The sequence below is a fragment of the Cochlodiniinecator piscidefendens genome (assembly GCF_011326755.1).
Classification (GTDB): domain Bacteria; phylum Pseudomonadota; class Alphaproteobacteria; order Rhodobacterales; family Rhodobacteraceae; genus Cochlodiniinecator; species Cochlodiniinecator piscidefendens.
In genome coordinates, this window is record NZ_JAAOIE010000001.1 from 741,554 (window position 1) to 759,874 (window position 18,321).

Below are 18,321 nucleotides of genomic sequence, written 5' to 3' on the forward strand. Positions count from 1 at the left end.
GCCGTTTTTCATTTTGACAGCTATTCATTTGGACCCGATAGTTACGCAAAATGAAATAGGCTGCCCAATGATCCCCTTTGATGTACTTTCTCTCTTTTTTGTCACCGCTATTGCATTGGGGTTGGCCCCTGGCCCCGACAATATCTTTGTTCTCACCCAATCGGCCCTTTATGGACGCAAACCCGGAATTGTTGTGACATTGGGGCTCTGCACGGGGTTGATCATGCACACAGCAGCCGTAGCACTTGGAGTTGCAGCAATATTTGAAACCTCTGCACTTGCATTTACTGTGCTGAAGATCATTGGCGCGGGGTATTTAATTTATTTGGCTTGGGGTGCATTTCGCGCAGGCGCCGCTGATCTTCAATCTGCACCAGCCCCACAGCTTGGGCTCCGCAAGCTTTATTGGCGTGGCGTGGTCATGAACATCACCAACCCAAAAATCGCGATCTTCTTTCTGGCCTTTCTACCCCAATTTGCAGATCCGGCGCGCGGTTCAATTTCCGGACAAATTTTGATCCTCGGAGTCGTCTTTATAGTTTCCACAACATTCGTTTTCGGAGCAATAGCGTGGGGGGCCGGTTTTTTAGGGGATTGGCTAAAACGGTCTCCGCAGGCCCAAACCATTATGAACCGGGTTGCCGGGGTGATTTTTGTTGGGCTTGCTCTTAAGCTTCTCACCGCCAATCGCACATAAAAAAAGCCCGGCCAACTTTTAATGGCCGGGCTTTTTAAAGTTATGCACTTTGGACGCTGTCGTCTTGGTCTTCACTGGCTTGGCGGAACCACATCTGGGCGTATCGCCCATTTAGAGTCAGCAGATCATCATGGCTCCCGCGCTCTGTGACCACACCTTTATCCAACACAATAATCTGATCCGCATCCGCAATAGTCGAAAGCCGATGCGCGATGGTCAGAACGGTACGCCCCTGCCCCATTTCCCGCAGGCTATCCTGAATGTCACGTTCAGTCTGCGTATCCAGTGCTGAGGTCGCTTCGTCCAAAAGCAAAATAGGTGGGTTTTTCAAAATCGTGCGTGCAATGCCAACCCGCTGCTTTTCCCCACCTGAGAGCTTTAAACCGCGTTCGCCCACTGTGGTTTGATAACCGTCAGGCAAACTCAGAACAAAATCATGAATTTTGGCGGCTTTGGCGGCCTCTTCAATTTCTGCGCGTGTCGCACCGGGGCGACCATAAGCAATGTTGTAATAGATCGTGTCATTGAACAAAACGGTATCCTGCGGCACGACACCAATGCTTTCATGAAGGCTTTGCTGTGTGATATCGCGCACGTCCTGATCGTCGATTTTAAGGCTGCCTGAGGCAACATCGTAAAACCGAAACAGCAGGCGGCCAATGGTCGATTTACCGGACCCAGACGGCCCCACGATCGCCAGTGTTTTACCAGCCTCAACCGTTACAGAAACACCTTTCAGAATGGGGCGTTCTGCATCATAGCCAAACACAACATCATCAAAGACAACACGCCCTGCGCGGACGTCCATTGCCTTTGCATTTGGTTTGTCGGTCACTTCTGACGGTTGTTCCAGTAGATCAAACATTTCCCCCATATCGACCAAAGCTTGGCGAATTTCACGGTACACCGTCCCGAGAAAATTCAACGGCATAGTGATTTGGATCATATAAGCGTTGACCATGACAAAATCGCCCACAGTCAGTTTACCCTCTTGCACGCCAAGCGCCGCAAGGACCATCACACCGATCAAACCAGCCGTGATAAATATGGATTGACCAAAGTTCAGAAAGCCCAATGAATGCGAGGTCTTAAGCGCCGCAGCTTCGTAACCTTCCATGGCACTGTCATAGCGTTCGGCTTCGCGGTTTTCGGCACCAAAATATTTGACAGTTTCAAAGTTCAGCAGGCTGTCGATTGCTTTTTGATTGGCGTCGGTGTCTTGGTCATTCATCTGTTTACGGATTTTGACCCGCCATTCGGTCACGGCAAAAGTGAACCAAATATATAGACCAATCGTCACAACAACGATCACCAAGTACCAGACATCGAATACAAAATAGAGAATGACGCAGATAAAGAGCAATTCCAACAGTAACGGCCCGATCGAGAACAACAAAAACCGCAGTAGAAAATCAACGCCTTTAACACCGCGTTCTATCACCCGGCTCAGCGCACCTGTTTTGCGCGTGATGTGATAGCGCATGGACATTTTGTGAATGTGTAAAAACGTTCTTAACGCCAACGCGCGCAACGCACGTTGGCCAACGCGTGCAAAAATTACATCGCGAAGCTGCTGAAACCCAACATTCATCGCCCGCGCAACGCCGTATGCAATGGTCAAACCCACAGCCCCAGCGCCAAGCATCCATGCAGGTTGCGTAGCCCCATCTGCGGCCAAACCATCAACCGCGGCCTTGTAGAAAAACGGAGTAATCGCCGAAATAATCTTGGCTAAGATCAACATTGCCATCGCAACAACAACACGCACCTTCACCCAAGGGGCCTCATCCGGCCACAAATAAGGTGCAACCTTTTCGACGGTTTTCCACCCACTGGGGGTCGGAGCCCCATCTAGATTTGCATCTGTGTGCTGTAGTCGGCGCATGAAGATTCTCCGTCCGAAATAAGGCGCTGGCTGGCGAACCTAGCGCTTCTTATGGATAAGCACCAGTGCACCTACGCACAGAAACTCACGGGTTTGTGTATTATTCCTGAGGGATTGTGAAAACCTGCCCAGGATAGATCAGATCTGGGTCGCGAATACGATCTCGGTTGGCCTCATAAAGACGGACAAACAATGTACCTTCGCCATAGTTTTCACGCGCAATGCCCCAAAGGGTAAATCCAGGTTGCACCGTCACAACAGACACATCTGTACCTGTTGGCGCATTGGAACGCGCGGCCGCCAACACTTCAGGTTCTTCGCGCTGAAAAGGTGTTTCAATACGCGATACGACTGTCCCATCCGTATTCACTTCGTCAATACGCAGGGTATAGGTCCCGGTATCTATCCCCTCAAGCGGTGTGTTCCAATTGCCATCAGCAGAAATTTCAACGGTACTCAACGGTGCGTTATCAAGATAAATCCGTACGAACCCTGCCTCATTGCTACGTCCTGACAAAGAAACATCGCCAGCGTCAGTATAGGAAATCGTGTCGATGGTGATCGTTTCCAGCACAGCCGGCGCTTGGACAACCTCAACTCCATCGTTGCTGATTGATAGGATCGCTGGGGCCTCTGTCGTTTGTTCGGGTTCGAGCTCAGCCAAGTTCGAAGCAAGCGTCGCCTCGTTGTCTTGCGTGCCCTCATCAACTGCCAAGTTCGTGCCCTCAATCACCTCGGGAGTAGATACAGCAACCGGTTCAGCGGGAGCCTCCGCCTGAGCGGTTTCCACAATAAGAGTTTCAACTGCTGGAGTTGCGTCGCTATCAAGCGTTTCTTGAACCTCCACCAATTCACCGATGACACTGTCTTCGGACACATCAACTTCGGAAACTTGCGTTTCCAGTGCTTCGAGCTGCGTTGGTTCTGGCTGCACATTTGGAAGGATCACACGTAATTCGTCAGAGTCCACTGCTCCCGCTTCTGAATTAGCTCTGAGGTTAACAGTACGCGCAGTGTCGCTGGACCCTAATGAGGCAATCGCAACAAATTCGCCTGCCGCATTGGCCTGCGCAGTCGCGACGGTTTCCCCATCCACAATGATTTCTACATCAGCGCCAGCGTCGGCCTGCCCTGCAATAACAGTCGCGCCTTCGCTGTCGACACGCATGACATCAAAACTAGGAGCCTGCGTAGCATTCTCAATTACTAGAGGCGCAGGTTCCTCCTGTTCAGCTTCTTCGTCCACGACTTGTGCCTGCTCCAACGTCGGCTCGTCAGCGCTTTGCACGTCTGTAGCCTGTTGTCCGGCTTCAGGAACATCCCTAACTTCAGGAGGGGTGAGCGCCTGAAATCCAATATACCCAACGACAGCGACCACAACGGCTCCGCCAGCGGCCAGCGCCCCGCCGCCCACAGAACTCAGCAATCCTTTTGCGATCATTTTCATCCCTTCCCCAAACAGCACAGGCACCGCGAGTGAACAGGTGCTTGTCTGATCCTAACAAGGCAGATAACACAGTTCAAAACAACCCTTTGTCAAAGGAACTTGAACCATGGCGCATTTTTCTGTCTGTGTTTATTGTGGCTCCCGCTTTGGTGCGGACCCAGCGTACCGCGATGCAGCCGAGGAAATGGGGCGCGCTTTAGCTGCGCAAAATTGGCGATTGGTTTATGGTGCCGGGGACGTTGGGCTGATGGGCGCAGTTGCAACGGCCACGCAGCAATCTGGCGGCGAAACCTTCGGCGTTATCCCTATTCATCTGATGAAACGCGAAGTTGGTAAACGCGATTTATCAAGCTTCATCGTGACCGAGAACATGCATGAGCGCAAAAAGGTCATGTATATGAACTCTGATGCGATCGTGGTTCTACCCGGCGGTGCAGGATCAATGGATGAATTTTTTGAGGTTCTGACCTGGCGCCAGTTGGGGTTGCATGAAAAACCAATCATTCTGTTGAATACAAACGGATATTGGACCCCATTAGTGGATCTCATGAAACATATCGTCGATCAGGAATTTGCAGACGCAAATGTGTTGGACTTTGTCGAATTGATCGACACTGTGCCCGAGGCTATTCAAAGACTGAAACAGTCAGACGTTTAAATCGCGCAGCGGTATTTCGGACAAAACACCTTCGCTGCTGCGCATCGCTTTTATAGGATGCGCCAATGGCACAGGCCCGTCCCCTTCGAGATGCTGAAGTTCCAGAATGGTATAGGGCCGTGCCCAAAGCCATTCGCGGTTTTCGACTGCATATAGATCGGGATTAGGCGGCTTTTCATCCGTCCATGCATAGAAATACAGTGTAAATCCATATTCACTTACTGGTTGCACCGACATCAGAGTTAACCCCTGCTGGTCAGCCCAAGCCCGCGCGGCCTGAATATCGCGTATCCTTAAAGTAAGATGCGCCAAGGTCGCCTGTCCGCCAATTGGGTGACCAGCCCCGGGTGCAATTTCCCTGCCTTCAAACCCCTGCTGAAGCAGTTCGATTGTATTCCCAGAAGGATCTGTAAGATGCGCCATATACCCGATATCGCGAAACTGACGTGGCTGTGACACTGGCACGTTGTGTTGCTGCAAATACGTCACTGCATGATCAAGATCACGTAGAGTGATGCCTATTTTCCAATAGAAACTGTCGGAATCTGCACCAGAATTGTCCCCCGGCTGAAAAGCCAGATGCCCCTGATCAGGGGAGAACCCCAATCCATGCATTTGGGGCTTCATGCCAAAAATAGACAAATAGAATGCGGTATTCACATCTGAATTGGGCACTATAAGTTCGATTTGTGCAATTTTCATGATCGCAACCTTTCCCGTCGAATACTGTCAATTGAGTATAACGACAGTGCAATCCAGATCAATCCAAACGATATCGCATGAATGCCTGTAAACGCTTCAGAGAACACCAATACAGCGACTAGAAACTGTAGAGTTGGATTCAAATACATCACAACCCCGACGGTCGAGAGCGGCACTCTTTTGGCTCCGTAGGAAAATAAAACCAAAGGCACCGCCGTGACAGGCCCCGCCGCAAGCAGCAATAATGTGTCGCGCCAGCTTTCCCCAAAGATTGCGCCGGTTGTCCCGGTTAATCCCTCCCAGTTTTGGAAATGGACACCCCACAGCCAGATTAAAGCAAAGGGTAACAGTAACAATGATTCAGTCGTGACGGTCAAAACCGGGCCCGCGGCGATTTGTTTTTTTACCAAACCATAAAGGCCAAACGTGCCAGCCAATATCAACGCGATCCACGGCGCCACCCCAAGCCCGATGGTTAGCGCAACAACGCCAAGCGTTGCGAGACCAACCGCCACTGCCTGTGGTCTGTATATCTTTTCCCCGAAAATGGTCGCACCAAAGGCAACGGCGACCAATGGAAAGACAAAGTAGCCAAGGCTCGCCTCAACTGCGTGACCGAATTGAATTGAATAGATAAAAAGTCCCCAATTCACGGCAATCATCACAGCAGCGATTAATATCATCCACACCGCACGTGCGCCTGAGAATACCTGACGAAGGGAAAACAATCGCCCCTGCACAGCCAGAACAATTCCAAAGAAGAGAAACGCCCACAAAATGCGATGCGACAGCATTTCAAGCGGCGGCACATGGCTCAGAACTTTGTACAAAATTGGTGCAAAGCCCCAAATCGTACAACACGCAATGAGGGCGAAAATACCTTTTTGAAATTCAGACATCAGCCTGCCTTTGAACAAAGAGAACGGCGTACCGTTTCACAAGCTCTCGCTACTGTCCAGAGAGGTCGCCCTAAAAAAGAAAGCCCACCTTTTTCAAGGCGGGCTCTCAAATCTCATCAAGATCAGCGTATTAGCTGTTTGACAGACGCTCTGCTACGTTTTCCCAGTTCACGAGGTTGTCCAGGAAGTTAGAGATGTAAACAGGACGCTTGTTGCGGAAATCGATGTAGTAAGAGTGTTCCCAAACGTCACAGCCCAGCAAAGTTGTCTGACCAAAGCAAAGCGGGTTCACACCGTTTTCTGTTTTGGTTACTTTTAGGCCGCCATCAGCGTCTTTGACCAACCAGCACCAGCCAGAACCGAATTGACCAGCACCCGCAGCACCAAATTCAGTTTTGAACGCATCAACGGAACCAAAGCTATCAACAATCGCTGCTTCGAGCTCAGAAGGCATTGCACGACCTGTTGGGCCCATCATTTCCCAGAACTGGTTGTGATTCCAAAGCTGTGAAATGTTGTTGAAGATACCATTTTGCGCAACTGAGGTCGCGTTATAGGTGCCAACAATGATTTCTTCCAATGTTTTGCCGTCCCATTCGGTGCCTGCAATTGCAGCATTACCGTTGGTTACATAAGCATTGTGGTGAAGATCGTGGTGGAATTCGAGCGTTTCCTTGGACATGCCACCATCGGCAAGTGCGTCATGTGCATAAGGCAGTGCGGGAAGTTCAAAAGCCATATCGGGCCCCCATAGTTCGTGCGTTTCAGTCCCCCGCTTAATGGCGGTCCAAGGGACTATTGGTCAAGCAAAAAGACGTCCTGACATACTGAAGACATACCTAGTTCGCGATAGTACAGCTGCCGTTTCCGCGCTCATGCTGCCCAGTTTCGCGCAAGCGTGCAGTCACCCTCAGTGTCATCGCATCGGTGTCTAGAAAGCCCGTATAGCGTAAATCATAAGTACGGCCAGAGCGCCCGCGCAGATCCTCGACATCCCAAGTCAAAGTGACGTCACCACCGCGATTGGACCGCACATTGGGCTCGATCGGTTCGCCATATCTATGGTCAATGACACCATCATAGACGAAACTTTCACCGTTTTCCCCGTCCAGCCCAACAATAACACGTTCGGTCACCCATCCGTTTGAAAACCGGCCTTCGATTGTGCAGTCATATACCAATGCAGACGCTTCAGTCGCAGCACACACAAACCCAACCAGCGCGAGAATTTTCTTCATTATACCAAACCTTCAGAAACTATCTCAGGTTGTTTATCCAATCTTATGCATCATTACAATGCGCATACAAAAAGGGCAGAGAAATTCTCTGCCCTTTTCCACAATTAGATCTGTTCTTTATAAATAGCCGACTTCGGAGCCTTTGATTGCGCTTGTTTTCAATAGGTTGAAAACATAGTCAGCAACGGACCTGAACGCGACGATAGTGAACTCGTCTTCGCCAGACATCCAGAACGCCGCTGCAACCTGTGCGAGGCGCGTGCGACGGATTTGGCCCGGTTGGAACGATGCAACGGATAGATCAACCGGCGCGATCTTTGCGATCACTTCGCGTGCGTTTTCGCCTTTAACACGGATCACAACCCGCGCGTCAGACACATTCGCCGCCAAAGCATGTGTGCCTTTCAACGCTTCGGCCAAATCCATTGCCGCAGACGCGGAGTCAGAATAAGGCACCAGAACCAAAAGCTCATCCGGTGACATCCATGCGACGCCTTTGCCATCAGCAACAGTGACTTCGCGCTGGCCAGGGATGTCCTGACCGCAGACATCTTTTACAGCCTTTTGAAACGTTGCATCTGCAAAATCGCCGCGTAGGGTGATCATGCCTTGCAAGCCCATTTCTTCGACCAAAGCAAAGCCTTGGTAAGACGCGTGATTGAGTGCGCTCACTGCATTAGACATCTTGCTTCTCCCCATTCTTATCAAAGAAGACCTGATCAACGATTTTGGCTTTCACCATTGTTCCGTCAACTTTGCCAAATTCGATCACTTCGCCCATGCGGTCTGGACCATTGTGAATGATCCCCATCGCGATACCACGCCCCAAAGTCGGAGAATGATAGGTTGATGTGACCCGGCCTTCCATGTTGCGTTGGCCGTTATCGTTGTCGCCCTCTTTGATTGCATATGCGCCATCAGGCAGCACAGAACCATCCAGAGTTTCAAGACCAACCAATTTCCAGCGGTCAGGATTGGTCATGAATGTCCGTTCCTGTGCACGCTTCCCAAGGAAGTCTTCTTTCTTTTTGGAAATAGCCCAGTTCAGACCCAAATCCTGCGGAATGATTGTGCCATCGGTTTCGTCACCAATCATGATAAAGCCTTTTTCAGCCCGCATGATGTGAAGACATTCCGTTCCGTAAGGTTGCACACCGAATTCTTCGCCAGCTTCCATCAATGCATCCCAGAAGGCACGGCCTTGCGATGCAGGAACAGCAATCTCGTAAGACAGCTCACCAGAGAATGAAATTCGGAAGACACGGGTATCAAAACCACCGATCTGCCCCTCAGCCCATTCCATAAACGGAAGAGACCCTTTGGTCACATCCATGCCACCGAGTTTTTCCAGCACTTTGCGCGCATTTGGACCAACAACGGCAACCTGTGCGTATTGTTCCGTCACGTTCGCAACATAAACGTCCCAGTCCCACCATTCGGTTTGCAGCCATTCTTCCATCCAGCCGTGGATACGATCAGCGCCACCAGATGTCGTGTGACACAGCCATGTGTCCTCATCCATCCGCGCAACAACACCATCGTCAGACAGGAAACCGTTTTCATTACACATCAGGCCATAGCGGCATTTGCCAACCTTCAGCGTGGACATCATGTTGGTGTACATCATGTCCATGAATTTACCGGCATCCGGGCCTTTGACGATGATCTTGCCCAAAGTGGACGCATCCAAAAGGCCGAGCTTACGACGGGTGTTTTTGACTTCGCGCTTTACCGCCTCTTCAACGGTTTCGCCATCTTGAAGGTATGCGTAAGGACGACGCCAGTGACCAACAGGTTCAAAATGCGCGCCGTTGTTTTCGATCCAGTCGTGCATCGGTGTTTTGCGCAGCGGTTGGAAGATTTCGCCGCGCGCTTCGCCTGCGATAGACGCCATAGAGATCGGCGTATAAGGCGGACGAAACGTGGTTGTCCCAACCTGTGGAATTTCCGCATTCAGACTGTCAGCCAAGATTGCCAAACCGTTGATGTTAGACAATTTACCTTGGTCAGTTGCCATACCGAGTGTTGTATAACGCTTGGTGTGCTCAACGCTTTCGTAACCTTCGCGCGCTGCAAGCTGCACGTCGGAAACTTTGACGTCATTCTGATAATCAAGCCACATTTTCATGCGCAGATCAGGGCCTGCGTTTTGCGGCATGATCCAGACGGGTGCCATTGCATTTTCTGCAACAACATCCGCTTTTGGCGCGGCTTTACGCGATGCTTTGTGCCCCGCAGCTTTCGCCGCGGCTTTACCAGCCGCATCGCCGCTTGCCAGTGCTTCGGTTGTTCCCATGTCGCCGTTGGCAATGCCAGCTGTCAGAACAAAGGCTTCGCCGTTGGCGCCAGTGGGGGCGCGGTTTGCATCAGGGCGGAAATGAGCCTGGGTTTCATCCCAGATCAATTTGCCACCACAATGAGACCACAGGTGTACAACAGGTGACCAACCACCCGCCATTGCAACCGCGTCGCATTTCACTTCTTCCAATGCGCCGCCTTCGCCGTTTTGCAAGCAGATGCCAACACCGGTCACGCGTTTTCCGCCTTTAACCTTGCCGATCGCTTTGCCTGCTTCAACACGAATACCCAAATCACGGGCTTTGTTTGGCAGTTCGCCTTCGACTTCGGAACGCGCGTCAACAACCATCGGCACCTGAAGGCCAGCCTCAACCAATGCAATTGCTGTGCGGTAGCCATCGTCGTTATTGGTCACAACAACGGTTTTCTCGCCAATGGACACTCCATAGTTCACGACATAATCGCGCACAGCAGAGGCAAGCATAACACCCGGAATGTCATTGCCAGCAAAAGACAGTGGGCGTTCAATTGCGCCGGTCGCTGTCACGATTTGCTTGGCACGAATGCGCCATAGACGGTGACGTGGGCGACCATCGCCCGGTGTGTGATCCGCAACACGTTCATAACCTGTGATGTAGCCGTGGTCATAAACACCAGCCCCCATCATACGCGTGCGCAGTGTTACGTTTTCCATTGCCTCAAGCGCTGCAACGGTTTCGTCGATCCACTGATCCGCCGGTTTGCCATCAATGACAGCGCCATCAACAGGGGCACGACCGCCCCAGTCAGTGGTTTGTTCCATCAACATAACTTGGGCACCTGAATCAGCCGCTGCTTTGGCCGCTTGCAGACCCGCGATACCGCCGCCAACGACAACAACGTCTTCGAACGCATAGAAGTGTTCATAACGATCCACATCCATTTCTTTTGGCGCTTTACCAAGGCCAGCAGATTGACGGATGATCGGTTCAAATACGTGCTTCCACGCGGCCCGCGGCGCCATAAAGGTTTTATAGTAAAACCCAGCAGGCAAAAAGCGTGCAACATAGTTGTTTGCAACACCGACATCGAACTCAAGGCTTGGCCAGTGGTTCTGTGATGTACAGGTTAAACCATCGAACAATTCAGTGGTTGTGGTGCGTTGGTTTGGCTCAAACCGTGCGCCTTCGCCCATGTTGACCAATGCGTTTGGCTCTTCGCCACCCGATGCAACGATCCCACGAGGACGGTGGTATTTGAACGAGCGCCCAACCAACATCTGATCGTTCGCAAGCAAAGCAGAGGCAAGCGTATCGCCTTCATAGCCCTGCATCTTTTTGCCGTTAAAGGTGAAGTTTTTCACCGCAGAGCGGTTCACCAAACGGCCGGTATTTGACAGACGTGTGCTCATTTGTGGGCTCCATATCCGGGCCAATCAGGGCGTTTCTTTTTAATCGCTTTGATCAGATCTGCGGGCGGCTCATATGTTTGGGCAGAATAGGTGCCAAACACTTCCAATGTCATGGTGCAGCGCGCAGCATGGAACCACTTGCCGCAGCCATTAGCATGACGCCAGCGTTCAAAGTTCACACCCTTGGGGTTTTCACGCATGAACATATAGGTTTCAAAATCATCATCAGATGAGCCGGGCCCAAAGCGTGTCAAATGCGCTTCGCCGCCAGCGGCCAATTCGGTTTCTTCTGCGGCAACACCGCAGTAAGGACATTCGAGGATTAGCATTTTCTAATCTCCTTAGTGCGCGACGCCGGCCGCGACGGATTCGTCGATGAAGCGGCCTTCGATGAAACGGTTCATGCCAAATTCAGCAGACAATGGGCCCGGTTCGCCTTTGGCGACCAATTCAGCCATCGCCCACCCAGACCCCGGAATGGCCTTAAAGCCGCCGGTGCCCCAACCTGCGTTGATGAACATGTTCTGCACGGGTGTTTTGGTGATGATCGGGGAACGGTCCCCAGTCACATCCACGATCCCACCCCATTGGCGCAGCATCTTCAAGCGGCTGACCATCGGGAAGGTTTCGACCAAAGCGCGCACGGTTTCTTCGATATGGTGGAACGATCCGCGTTGCGTGTAGTTGTTGAACGCGTCGGTCCCGCCCCCAATCACCATTTCGCCTTTGTCAGATTGTGACATATAGCCGTGAACGGTGTTGGCCATCACAACCACATCCATACATGGTTTAATCGGCTCAGATACCAGCGCTTGCAAGGCAACAGATTCCATTGGCAGACGGAACCCAGCCATTTGCGCCAGATCAGAAGAATGCCCAGCAACGACAACCGCAAGCTTGTTACAGTCGATTGCACCCTTTGAGGTATCAACACCAACAACTTTGCCACCCTCAGAACGAACGCCAGTGACTTCGCATTTTTGGATGATGTCCATGCCCATGTCAGAACATGCACGCGCATAGCCCCAAGCCACAGCATCGTGACGGGCTGTACCGCCACGCGGCTGCCAAAGTGCGCCAAGAACAGGATAGCGTGGGCCATCAATATTCATGATCGGGCAGAGTTCTTTGACGCGCTGCGGCGAAATAAACTCGGTTGAAACACCCTGATAGGCATTCGCGTGCGCTGTACGCTGATAACCGCGAATTTCAGACTCTGTCTGTGCCAGCATCATCACACCACGTGGGCTGAACATCACATTGTAGTTCAGGTCCTGAGACATGGTTTCGTAAAGGCTGCGCGCCTTTTCGTAAATCGCTGCGGACGGATCCTGCAGATAGTTTGACCGGATGATGGTTGTGTTACGGCCGGTGTTCCCGCCGCCAAGCCAACCCTTTTCGATGATCGCCACATTGGTGATCCCGAAATTTTTACCCAGATAGAACGCTGTCGCGAGCCCATGGCCCCCAGCCCCTACGATGATAACATCGTATTTCTTCTTAGGTTCAGGTGCGGCCCAAGCCCGCTCCCATCCTTGGTGATACCGCGCGGCTTCGCGCGCAATTGCAAAAGCTGAATAACGTCTCATGGTATTTGATTCCAAATCTACCTGGATCTGATGACGATATATGCACTGATAACGCACAACGCCCCGCAACTCTGTGCGGCAGATTAAACAGAATATGCGACATCCCTAAGGGTGTTGCACGACCAATTTGGATTAGGTGTTGAGATCGGCAGAGTTTCGCAACCGACGTGCGATATACTTACGGGCAGAACGATAATGACTGGCCCCCGCTGCTTCGGCCCATCGCCCAACGGTCCAATTATTCTTGGCGCCTTTCATTGGCCCATCATACAGATTGGTTTCGCTCATACTTGAGATCAAGCGGACCAGTTTTTCATGATTGCTCTCAAGCATGGCACAGGCTTCGCTCCAGCCTAGCCCTGCTTGTTTCTCTCGAAGATCTGCGTTGTAACGCTTCAGCTCATTCCATTTATAGCCTTGCGCGGGAAAATACACGTCCCGGCCTAACCGACCATCGTGGAACCATCCTAAAAACAAACTAACCCAATGCGCGCGATGCCCAATGATATCCTTGATCGACAAATCATCTACGTCCGTATTTGTGGTAATCACACCGACCAAATCATCAATCAACGTGCGCAGCCGCCGATACTCATCGAGCGTTACGGTCATCAGTTCATCTTTAGAAGTTGCTGGCATTAGCCCCCCTTCCGTCGCACATAACATATTCACAAAACAGAATTATGACAAACAGGCCTCTTGCGCCTTGTCTTAAATCAAAATTTGCGTGTGTTGCGTCGCTTCGTCTCTTTTTCTTTTCTCACGTCGTCTATAAATAAACACAAAGAAAAAACTGGGGAACGTGATGCTGTTCTGGATTACGTCTGCCGCATTGGCAGTCTTTGTTACAATGCTCTTGTCGGTAGCACTTGTAAAGGCACGAAATGAAACGAAAAAACCCCAAAACACTGAGTTGGACTTCTACCGCATCCAATATAAAGATTTGGAACGCGACATCGCGCGCGGTGTGATTGATGCATCAGAAGGCGAACGGGCCAAGCTCGAAATTTCACGCCGTATTTTAGATGCGGATAAAAATGCGCATGCCGCAAGCGTGGACGGAGGGCAAAAAGGAATTTCTCTTCTTCCTGTGGCACTGATGATTGGCTTTCTTATCTTCGGAACAGGCGGGCTGTATTTCAAACTAGGAACCCCCGGCGCTCACGATCAACCTATTTCATCGAGGCTTGCGGCAGCTCAGGAAGCGATGCGGAACAGGCCAGGTCAAGCCGAGGCCGAAGCGGATGTTCCTGCTCAAAACATTCAACGCGATCGATCTTATATCGAACTCATTGATCAACTTCGCAACGCGTTGGCCGAGCGCCCCGACGACCTTCAGGGGCATCTATTATTGGTCGGGAACGAAGCACAACTCGGGAACTTCATCGGCGCTTATACCGCACAACAACAAGTGATCCACATCAAAGGCACATCAGCAACTTCGGATGATTATGCCGACCTCGCAGATTTAATGATCCTCGCGGCAGGTGGTTACATTTCCCCAGAGGCCGAACGCGCCTTAGTGCGGTCTTTGCAGTTGAATGAACGTAATGGAACTGCGCGTTACTTTTCTGGACTACTGTTTGCACAAACCGGCCGCCCAGATCGCGCATTTGAAGTGTGGCGTGGCCAGTTGGCAGAAGGGCCAGAAACCGCCCCTTGGATTCCGGCCATTCGCGCCCAGATCGACCAAGCCGCATATTTTGCGGGGGTTCAATACGAACAACCCGCGCCTATCTTTGTTGAAACAGGTCCAGACGCAGCTGCAATCGCAGCCGCAGAAAACCTCAGCCCCCAAGAACGTGCAGAAATGATCCGCGGCATGGTTGAAGGCTTGTCGGCGCGGCTCGCTCAAGAAGGCGGTCCTGTCGAAGATTGGGCGCGTCTGGTTGTTTCGCTGACTGCATTGAACGAGACTGAACGCGCTCGCGCGATTTTGGCTGAAGCACAAAGAGATTTTGCATCAGATCCAACCGCACTTGAACATCTAAACACCGCCGCAACCCAAGCAGGACTCACCCAATGATTTATGAAACCATTGAAGAATTTGCCGCGGAGATGAAACCAATGTCCGCGTTGGCAGGGTTAGATTTAGGGACAAAAACAATCGGCGTCGCCGTTTCCGATACTCTACGCAGTATCGCAACCCCCATTGAGACGATAAAACGTAAAAAATTCACGCTGGATGCCGCCCGTCTGCAAGAAATCATCGCTGAACGCAATCTTGGCGGTATTATCCTTGGACTGCCGCGTAACATGGATGGTTCGGAAGGCGCACGCTGCCAATCCACCCGCGCCTTTGCACGCAATTTAGCCCGGCTCACAGATTTGCCTATCGGGTTTTGGGACGAGAGATTATCGACCGTTGCGGCCGAACGTGCGCTATTAGAGGCGGATACCTCACGAAAACGTCGCGCAGAGGTCATTGATCATGTCGCAGCCGGTTATATCTTACAAGGTGTGCTAGATCGGCTACGCCACCTTGGTTAGGACCAAAAAGATGACTGACGACGTTTGGAAACGTGACGAGATTCAATCCCCCTGCATCAACATCTGTGTTGTGCATCCCGCTGCACGTATCTGTACGGGATGTTACCGCAGTATGGATGAAATTCGCGATTGGTCCAAAATGAGTGACGAAGAACGTCTTGATATTATGAACGCATTGCCTGAACGCGCATCGACTTTGGTCAAACGACGCGGTGGGCGCGCAGCCCGGCTAAAGCGTTAATCCCTGATCCACCGCGCGACACCTTCATCAAATTCAGGCCGAAAATAGGCGATCATACGCCCTTCCTCCGGGGCAATCGCCCCAGCGCCCCAAGGGGCAACACCATGCAGGGTGTGTCGGTGCATCACATATGCCTCCCCCGGCTTTGCGGTCACGACAACCCGGGGACAGGTTTCAAACACCTCACGACGGGCCGCTTGGTAGGTTTCGGTTAAATCGACATTGTCCCATGTTTCGGGTGCATGGGGGGCCAATGCCGTAACAAACGCGCGTTGCATAATGTGATGACTGCCTTCCCACACCACCATTGGGCTCGCGTGTTCATTGCAATCATTCAACGGTAACCCCAGCACAAAGGCGTGCGGTTCTTTGATCATACGCTGGCGTTTCTCCCCCACAGGCAAAATACCATCTACATGGGCGGCATCCCGATTAAGACGGTAGCGAAAGCCCACCTCATTTTCGACGCTGCGCGGTCGAGGGTATCCCGGATAAATAATCGACACCTGCGCCTTATGAAGCCGTGGGATATCTCCGATTTCAGACTGCAGAAAATCCATTACGCCGCCACAAAGGGGATCTGAACCATCAATGGCGCCCACCGGATCATTGTCCAAAGCATCCACTCCGATGAACCACGTCCCTTCACAATCCAGCCATTCCTGAATGACCTCAGGTTTATGCCGCGATTCTAACGCCGCAGGCTTAGCCGCAGTCACCCACTCAGCAATCTTGGCGTCATAAGAAAAGTGCTGCCAACCTTTGTCGTGATACATACTCAATAGCCTAATGCCTTTCGCAACATATTAAGCGCCACCAGCGTAAGAAACACTGCAAACACCCGTTTTAACGGTTTCGGGTCCATCGCATGGGCGAGCTTCACCCCGTAAGGCGCTGTTATCAAAGTCATTGCAATAATCAACACAAAGGCCGGAATGTTCACAGCACCAACGGTAAAGGGCGGAACGACTTCTGGAGACGCAAAGAAAAACCCAATGACAGATGGTACAGCAATCACCACTCCAAATCCCGCCGCCGTCGCAACAGCACGATGAATTGGTTGGTTATAAAGAGTCATCAAAGGCACACCAAACGACCCACCGCCAATGCCCATCAACACAGACATAAACCCGACCAACGGCGATAGAACAGCACGCGCGCCCTTAACAGGCATATCAGAGCCAACCCGCCAATGATCACGCCCAAACCCAAGATAAAGGCCAATCACGATCCCAAAGCCACCGAAAATCCCCTGCAATACAACAGAACGCAGAGACGAAGCCACCAAAACACCCGCAACAGCACCAATGGCAATGCCCGGTGCCCAGGTCTTTAGGATACTCCAATCCACGGCACCCTTTTTATTGTGGCTGTGCACGGACCTTAATGATGTGACAATGATTGTCGCAAGAGAGGTCGCCAAACAAATTTGCATCAAACCCGGGCTGTCATACCCAAGCGTAGAAAAGGCGTAAAAGAAGGCCGGAACCAAAACGATCCCACCGCCGACACCCAAAAGCCCCGCAATGACGCCAGCAAATGCCCCAATGCATAGCAATAAACCCGTCATCGGTAACAGAATGGACATCTCGGGCATGGGTGTTCCTTTCGTTCACCCCATAGCAATAGCCAGTCTGCTGATTAGGACAAGTTGAGATTTGGAATACGCATTAAATTGTCTAAACTGCCGCAGCCCTTGGCAAGCATTCTAGTGCAGCCTGAACGGTTTCCACCCCTGCCCCATCACGGTGGGCATTTTCCGACAGATACCGCCGCCATTGCCGCGCACCCGGACGCCCGGCGAACAATCCCAACATGTGTTTTGTGATTTGGTGTAATTTCCCACCTTCATTCAGATGCGCATCAATATACGGATACATTGCAACTACAACGTCATGCACTTCGGCATAATGATCGGTGCCATAAATAAGTCTGTCAGCGTTCTGCAAAATATCAGCCGGTGCATGATAGGCTGTGCGCCCAATCATCACCCCATCCATTCCTTGATCCAAAAACACTTGCGCCTGTTCCAATGAGGAAATACCGCCGTTGATCGACAAATGTAGATGCGGAAACTGTTCCTTCATTTTCAACACCAGCGGATAATCCAGTGGCGGAATATCACGGTTCTCTTTTGGGCTAAGCCCCTTGAGCCATGCCTTGCGCGCGTGAATTTGAAACCGTGTTACGCCAGCATCAGACACCCGTTTAAGAAAATCAGGCAACACTTGCTCTGGATCTTGGTCATCAACACCAATGCGGCATTTTACAGTCACCTCGACGGGCGACGCATCAATCATGGCCTTCACACAATCCGCGACCAATTGTGGATTTTCCATCAAAACCGCACCAAAAAACCCAGATTGCACACGATCCGACGGACAACCGACGTTCAGATTGACTTCATCGTAGCCTTCCTCAGCACACATTACCGTCGCTTCGGCCAATTCAGCAGGATCAGATCCCCCAAGCTGTACAGCAACCGGATGTTCAGCGTTATCAAACCGCAATAGGTGCCGCGCGCGCCCTCGGACCAATGCTGGTGAGGTCACCATCTCGGAATAAAGTAGTGCCTCCCGACTAAGCAGACGATGTAGATAGCGACAATGACGGTCTGTCCAATCCATCATAGGTGCAACGGAAAGGCGTGAAGCCTTGCAAACATTTGATTTTATTAGGTTATTTGCCATACAACCACCCTCTTTACCTTACACATTGTTGCCCATTTTTGCTTGTTTTTGCCCATTTAATGCTATTTGAACAACTGGAGTTGTCCATATTAGTAAA

General features: G+C 51.4%; 19 protein-coding genes. 5 read left to right on the forward strand and 14 right to left on the reverse strand.

What is annotated here, in order from left to right; all coding sequences use genetic code 11:
- The first annotated feature begins 67 nt into the window (after positions 1–67).
- Positions 68–697: a LysE family translocator gene (locus G9C99_RS03715; protein ID WP_166416081.1), complete on the forward strand. Its 630-nt coding sequence runs from the start codon at positions 68–70 to the stop codon at positions 695–697.
- A gap of 40 nt (positions 698–737) precedes the next feature.
- Here the strand turns inward: G9C99_RS03715 and G9C99_RS03720 are convergent, their stop codons facing one another.
- Together G9C99_RS03720 and G9C99_RS03725 are read right to left on the reverse strand one after the other, a co-directional pair.
- Positions 738–2,582: an ABCB family ABC transporter ATP-binding protein/permease gene (locus G9C99_RS03720; RefSeq protein ID WP_166416082.1), complete on the reverse strand. Its 1,845-nt coding sequence runs from the start codon at positions 2,580–2,582 to the stop codon at positions 738–740.
- 100 nt (positions 2,583–2,682) lie between these two features.
- On the reverse strand, positions 2,683–4,029 hold the full coding sequence (locus tag G9C99_RS03725; RefSeq protein WP_166416083.1) for a LysM peptidoglycan-binding domain-containing protein: 1,347 nt from the start codon (positions 4,027–4,029) through the stop codon (positions 2,683–2,685).
- Positions 4,030–4,135: 106 nt separating this feature from the next.
- Here G9C99_RS03725 and G9C99_RS03730 point away from each other — a divergent pair, with 106 nt between their 5' ends.
- Entirely contained in the window at positions 4,136–4,687 is a 552-nt protein-coding gene (locus tag G9C99_RS03730) for an LOG family protein (RefSeq protein ID WP_166416084.1), read from the forward strand.
- Here G9C99_RS03730 and G9C99_RS03735 read toward each other — a convergent pair.
- The 9 genes from G9C99_RS03735 to G9C99_RS03775 all read right to left on the reverse strand — a co-directional run bounded on the left by G9C99_RS03735 (position 4,676) and on the right by G9C99_RS03775 (position 13,442).
- Positions 4,676–5,389: a VOC family protein gene (locus G9C99_RS03735; RefSeq protein WP_166416085.1), complete on the reverse strand. Its 714-nt coding sequence runs from the start codon at positions 5,387–5,389 to the stop codon at positions 4,676–4,678. The two genes, G9C99_RS03730 and G9C99_RS03735, sit on opposite strands and share 12 nt — an antisense overlap.
- Entirely contained in the window at positions 5,386–6,288 is a 903-nt protein-coding gene (gene rarD, locus G9C99_RS03740) for an EamA family transporter RarD (protein WP_166416086.1), read from the reverse strand. The genes G9C99_RS03735 and rarD overlap by 4 nt, the downstream gene beginning before the upstream one ends.
- A gap of 130 nt (positions 6,289–6,418) precedes the next feature.
- Positions 6,419–7,027, reverse strand: coding sequence for a superoxide dismutase (locus G9C99_RS03745; protein ID WP_166416087.1), 609 nt, complete (start codon positions 7,025–7,027; stop codon positions 6,419–6,421).
- 100 nt (positions 7,028–7,127) lie between these two features.
- A complete protein-coding gene (locus G9C99_RS03750; RefSeq protein ID WP_166416088.1) occupies positions 7,128–7,526 on the reverse strand; it encodes a hypothetical protein in 399 nt (132 codons plus the stop codon).
- A 117-nt stretch (positions 7,527–7,643) separates the two neighbouring features.
- On the reverse strand, positions 7,644–8,210 hold the full coding sequence (locus G9C99_RS03755; RefSeq protein ID WP_166416089.1) for a sarcosine oxidase subunit gamma: 567 nt from the start codon (positions 8,208–8,210) through the stop codon (positions 7,644–7,646).
- On the reverse strand, positions 8,203–11,214 hold the full coding sequence (locus G9C99_RS03760) for a sarcosine oxidase subunit alpha family protein (RefSeq protein WP_166416090.1): 3,012 nt from the start codon (positions 11,212–11,214) through the stop codon (positions 8,203–8,205). The genes G9C99_RS03755 and G9C99_RS03760 overlap by 8 nt, the downstream gene beginning before the upstream one ends.
- On the reverse strand, positions 11,211–11,543 hold the full coding sequence (locus G9C99_RS03765) for a sarcosine oxidase subunit delta (protein ID WP_166416091.1): 333 nt from the start codon (positions 11,541–11,543) through the stop codon (positions 11,211–11,213). Before G9C99_RS03765 ends, G9C99_RS03760 begins: the two co-directional genes overlap by 4 nt.
- Before the next feature lie 12 nt (positions 11,544–11,555).
- Positions 11,556–12,803: a sarcosine oxidase subunit beta family protein gene (locus tag G9C99_RS03770; protein ID WP_166416092.1), complete on the reverse strand. Its 1,248-nt coding sequence runs from the start codon at positions 12,801–12,803 to the stop codon at positions 11,556–11,558.
- A gap of 132 nt (positions 12,804–12,935) precedes the next feature.
- Positions 12,936–13,442 carry a ClbS/DfsB family four-helix bundle protein gene (locus G9C99_RS03775; protein ID WP_166416093.1) on the reverse strand — a complete coding sequence of 169 codons (507 nt, stop codon included), beginning with the start codon at positions 13,440–13,442 and terminating at the stop codon, positions 12,936–12,938.
- Positions 13,443–13,608: 166 nt separating this feature from the next.
- Here G9C99_RS03775 and ccmI point away from each other — a divergent pair, with 166 nt between their 5' ends.
- Genes ccmI through G9C99_RS03790 form a run of 3 tightly spaced genes read left to right on the forward strand, consistent with a single transcriptional unit; the run spans position 13,609 to position 15,534 of the window.
- Positions 13,609–14,829: a c-type cytochrome biogenesis protein CcmI gene (ccmI, locus tag G9C99_RS03780; protein ID WP_166416094.1), complete on the forward strand. Its 1,221-nt coding sequence runs from the start codon at positions 13,609–13,611 to the stop codon at positions 14,827–14,829.
- Complete coding sequence (gene ruvX / locus G9C99_RS03785; protein ID WP_166416095.1) at positions 14,826–15,293, forward strand: Holliday junction resolvase RuvX; 468 nt, start codon at positions 14,826–14,828, stop codon at positions 15,291–15,293. The genes ccmI and ruvX overlap by 4 nt, the downstream gene beginning before the upstream one ends.
- A gap of 10 nt (positions 15,294–15,303) precedes the next feature.
- Positions 15,304–15,534: a DUF1289 domain-containing protein gene (locus G9C99_RS03790; RefSeq protein ID WP_166416096.1), complete on the forward strand. Its 231-nt coding sequence runs from the start codon at positions 15,304–15,306 to the stop codon at positions 15,532–15,534.
- Here G9C99_RS03790 and G9C99_RS03795 read toward each other — a convergent pair.
- From G9C99_RS03795 to dusA, 3 genes are all read right to left on the reverse strand, one after another.
- Positions 15,531–16,310, reverse strand: coding sequence for a phytanoyl-CoA dioxygenase family protein (locus G9C99_RS03795; protein ID WP_166416097.1), 780 nt, complete (start codon positions 16,308–16,310; stop codon positions 15,531–15,533). The two genes, G9C99_RS03790 and G9C99_RS03795, sit on opposite strands and share 4 nt — an antisense overlap.
- A 2-nt stretch (positions 16,311–16,312) precedes the next feature.
- The gene (locus G9C99_RS03800; protein ID WP_166416098.1) at positions 16,313–17,131 is read right to left on the reverse strand and encodes a sulfite exporter TauE/SafE family protein; all 819 of its coding nucleotides are present in this window, start codon (positions 17,129–17,131) and stop codon (positions 16,313–16,315) included.
- An 82-nt stretch (positions 17,132–17,213) separates the two neighbouring features.
- Positions 17,214–18,224 carry a tRNA dihydrouridine(20/20a) synthase DusA gene (gene dusA / locus G9C99_RS03805; RefSeq protein ID WP_166416099.1) on the reverse strand — a complete coding sequence of 337 codons (1,011 nt, stop codon included), beginning with the start codon at positions 18,222–18,224 and terminating at the stop codon, positions 17,214–17,216.
- Positions 18,225–18,321: the final 97 nt, after the last annotated feature.